Genomic DNA, 3,726 nt, shown 5'->3' on the forward strand with positions numbered 1-3,726 from the left:
CCCCCCCCCCTCCGTCTGCTGAAACACCTGTATGCTAGGGAACGCTAGTGGTCTGTGGCGGGGGAACGCCCGCCCCGCGTGGGATCAAATGCCCCGGTTCAGCCGCCCCTGGCCAGATTGGTGAGGTCCTCCCCCGCCACGCGGTAGACCGTCCACTCGTCCATGGGCTGGGCGGGGAGGGAGAGATAGAAGTCGATGGAGGGCTTGTTCCAGTCCAGGCACCACCACTCCAGCCGTCCGCAGCCCTCCTCCACGGCGATGGCGGCCAGCCGCTTGAGCAGGGCCAGGCCGTAGCCCTTGCCCCGGTGCTCCGGGCGGACGAACAGATCCTCCAGGTATATGCCGCAGCGGCCCAGGAAGGTGGAGAAGTTGTGGAAATAGAGGGCGAAGCCCACCGGCTCGTCCCCCTCCTGGGCGATGAGGACCTCTGCACCGTGGCGTTCAAAGATCCAGGTCCGGAGGGTGTCCTCGTCGGTCACCACCTCGTGCCGGAGCTGTTCGTACTCGGCCAGGTCCAGAATGAATTGCAGGATGAGGGGCACATCGTCCGCGACGGCCTTGCGGATGGAAAAGAGCTGGTTCGACTCCATGGCGGGTCCTCCTTACAGTACATTGATTCAGGTCCGGGGCGGCTCCTGTGTCCCGGCGCCGGGCTCCGCCCCGGCATCCCCGGGGGCCGGAGGCGGGGCCGCAGCGGCCTTGGCCTGCTGCTGGGCCAGAAGGGCGCGCTCCCGCGCCTCGTCCTCCTGCTGCTGCCGCTCCCGGCGGTCCTTTTCCTTTCGGCGGCGGTGCCGGAAACGCTTCCACTCCAGCCACGCCCCGATGACGGCAAAGACGGCCATGAGGAAGAAGGTGCAGATGAGCCCCGCCGTGGGGGCAAAGTCCCCCTCCAGAGCGCCCACGAACTGGCCGGCGGCCCAGCCCAGGGCGCAGCCTATGTAGAAAAAGAAGGCAAACCACACCCGGCGGAGGAGCAGGGCCAGGGCGCCTGCCGCGCCCAGGACGACATATAAAAGGGCCAGCCGGGCGGTTACAAAGACCCCGGCCGTCCAGTAGTAGGTGGCGCAGGCCGCCACCACGAAGAGGAGAAAGGCCAGCAGGGCGCACAAAAGCGCGGGGCCGCTGAAGTACTTTTTCATATGGATCCGACCTTTTTTGTTTAAATGCGGCTGCAACAGGATTATACCATGCTTTTCCTCCGCGGGCAAGGGCGGCGTGTTTCGGCGCGCCGCGCCCGCAACCGGGGCGGGCGGAAGGCGTGGGAGCCGCTTTGGGGCCATTATAGCACGTGGTGGACGGGGTGACAATGGGCGAGGGCCCCGGTCGTTCCGGGATTGACGGGGGCCGCCTTGTGCACTAAAATAATATCCAAATACCCAAACAAGCAGCGGGAGGTTATGGAAATGAGAGAGATCAGGACCGCCGCCCTCATCGGCATGGGGGCCATGGGGGCGGTGTTCGCGCCGGGGCTGTCCGCCACGCTGGGGGACGGCTTCCGGGTGGTGGCCGGCGGCGTGCGGAAGGCCCGGCTGGCCCGGGGCGTCATGGTGAACGGCGCTCCTGTGACGTTCCGTCTGACAGAGCCGGAGGGCCCGGCGGAGCCGGTGGATCTGGTGATCCTGGCCGTGAAGGATTACGCCTACCGGGAGGCGCTGGAGCAGGTGGGCCGCTTCGTGGGGGAGGACACCATCCTCCTGCCTGTGCTCAATGGGCTGGACTGCGCCCGGCAGGCCGGGGAGGTCTACGGCCCGGAAAAGGTGCTCTACGCCAGCATGTGGGTGGACGCCAGCATGGAAAACGGGACGGCGGTCTATAACCCCCGGGGCATGGTGCGCATCGGGGAGGCCCGGAACGACCCGCCCGGCCCGCGGGTGCTGGCCCTGGAGGACCTCTTCCGCCGGGCGGGGGTCCGCTGCCGGGTGGAGCCGGATATGATCCACTGCATCTGGCTGAAATTTATGGGCAACGTCAGCGAGAACCTGCCCTGCGCTCTGCTGGGCGTGCCCTACGGGGCCTATCGGGAGGGCTGGCCCGCCGACGGGATCCGCAGGGCCCTGATGGCCGAGGTGGCGGCGGTGGCCCGGGCGGAGGCCGGGGTGGAGCTGACGGAGGAGGATATGGCCCTCCGGAACAGGATCGTCTACAACCAGGACCCCGCCAGCCGGCCCTCCACCCTGCAGGACCTGGACCGGGGCAGGCAGACGGAGGTGGGGCTCTTCGCCGGCGCCGTGGTGCGCCTGGGGGAGAAGCACGGCATCCCCACCCCGGTCAGCGCCGTCATGCTCCAGGGGATCCGGGCCCTGGAGGCCAAAAACGCCGGGACCATCCCCGGCCTTCCGGAGGCGGCACGGGGGTGAAAAAGGCTATTTTTTGCGATTTTTACGGCACGCTGGTCCATGAGAACGGACCCATCTCCCTGGAGGTGGTGGGCCGGGTGGCGGAGAGCTGCGGCGCGGCCCCGGAGGATGTGGTGGCCTTTTGGTGGGAGCGGTTCGGGGCCCTGTCGGCGCGGTGCTGCGGCGTGGATTTCCGCACCCGGTACGACATCGCCGTGGAGAGCTTCCAGGAGACGGTGGAGCGCTTCGGCTCTCCGGAGGACCCCAGGGCCCTGACGGACCGGATGGTGGAGCACTGGTGCGCCCCGCCCCTCTATGAGGACGCCCGGGCCTTTCTGGAGGCGGCCCCCGCCCCGGTGTATCTGGTCACCAACAGCGACGACCACTTTGTGGAGGAGGCCCTCCGGCGGTACGGCCTCCCCGTGGCCGGCGCTGTCACCAGCCAGGCCGCCCGGTACGCCAAGCCCCGTCCGGAGATATTCCGCTTCGCCCTGGAGCGGTATGGCCTTCGTCCCGGGGAGACCGTCCACCTGGGGGACTCGCTGGCCGGGGATGTGGAGACGCCCCGCGCTCTGGGTATCCGGGCCCTCTGGCTCAACCGGAAGGGGAAGCCGGTCCCTCCGGGTGTGGAGGCTGCGGAGAACCTGGCGGAGGCGGCGCGGACACTGGCCCCCCTGTTCTGACACCGAACTGTTACCAAATTGTCCTTGACAAAGAGAGGTTACAGTTGTACCCTATTGATATAGGGTACAACTGTAACCTCTTCTCCTGTCAGAGAGTCTTTGCCTGGCGGAGAGGGTTTCCGAATCTTTGAGAGCAGAAAGGAGCGCTGTGAAATGTCGGAGGCAGAGGAGCGGATCACCGACGCGGAGCTGGAGGTGATGGGGGCCCTGTGGCGGGGAGAGGGCCCCATGACGCTGTCCCAGGTGAAGGAGGCCATGGCTCGGGCCCGGGGCTGGAACGGGGACACCACCAAGACCCTGCTGCGCCGCCTGTGCCGGAAAGGGGCGGTGGAGCAGGAGAAGCGGGAGGTCTATTACTACCGGCCCCTGGTGAGCCGGGAGAACTTCGGCCGCTACAAGACCCAGCGCCTCATCGACAAGCTCTACGCGGGCAGCGCCAAGGCGATGGTGGCCGCCCTGGTGGAGCGGCAGGCCCTGAAGCGGGAGGATGTGGGCGAGCTCCGGGCCATGTTCGACGCCCTGTGGGAGGAGAAGGGGGGCGGGGAGACGTGAGCACGCTGCTGGAGACGCTGCTGCGCCTGACAGTGCTGGGGTCCCTGCTCACCGGCGTGGTGCTGCTGCTGGAGCGGGTCTTCCGCCGGCGGCTGAGCCGGGCAGCGGGTTACTACCTCTGGCTGCGGGTGCTGCTGCGGCTGTGCCTGCCCTTC

The 3,726-nt window shown here is 67.8% G+C and carries 5 protein-coding genes; 3 read left to right on the forward strand and 2 right to left on the reverse strand.

What is annotated here, in order from left to right:
* Positions 1 to 98: 98 nt before the first annotated feature.
* Entirely contained in the window at positions 99 to 590 is a 492-nt protein-coding gene (locus tag ABUA09_RS18100) for a GNAT family N-acetyltransferase (protein WP_052082872.1), read from the reverse strand.
* Between the two features lie 27 nt (positions 591 to 617).
* On the reverse strand, positions 618 to 1,139 hold the full coding sequence (locus ABUA09_RS18105; RefSeq protein WP_349949616.1) for a hypothetical protein: 522 nt from the start codon (positions 1,137 to 1,139) through the stop codon (positions 618 to 620).
* A 264-nt stretch (positions 1,140 to 1,403) separates the two neighbouring features.
* Here ABUA09_RS18105 and ABUA09_RS18110 point away from each other — a divergent pair, with 264 nt between their 5' ends.
* The 3 genes from ABUA09_RS18110 (at position 1,404) to ABUA09_RS18120 (ending at position 3,571) form a co-directional block, all read left to right on the forward strand.
* A complete protein-coding gene (locus ABUA09_RS18110) occupies positions 1,404 to 2,357 on the forward strand; it encodes a ketopantoate reductase family protein (RefSeq protein WP_208319932.1) in 954 nt (317 codons plus the stop codon).
* On the forward strand, positions 2,354 to 3,019 hold the full coding sequence (locus tag ABUA09_RS18115; RefSeq protein WP_052082873.1) for an HAD family hydrolase: 666 nt from the start codon (positions 2,354 to 2,356) through the stop codon (positions 3,017 to 3,019). Before ABUA09_RS18110 ends, ABUA09_RS18115 begins: the two co-directional genes overlap by 4 nt.
* 153 nt (positions 3,020 to 3,172) lie before the next feature.
* Positions 3,173 to 3,571 carry a BlaI/MecI/CopY family transcriptional regulator gene (locus tag ABUA09_RS18120; protein WP_058117006.1) on the forward strand — a complete coding sequence of 133 codons (399 nt, stop codon included), beginning with the start codon at positions 3,173 to 3,175 and terminating at the stop codon, positions 3,569 to 3,571.
* The last annotated feature ends 155 nt before the right edge of the window (positions 3,572 to 3,726 follow it).

Origin of the sequence: Intestinimonas sp. RTP31139st1_F5_RTP31139_211217 (assembly GCF_040226735.1) — a bacterium.
Classification (GTDB): Bacteria; Bacillota; Clostridia; order Oscillospirales; family Oscillospiraceae; genus Intestinimonas; species Intestinimonas butyriciproducens.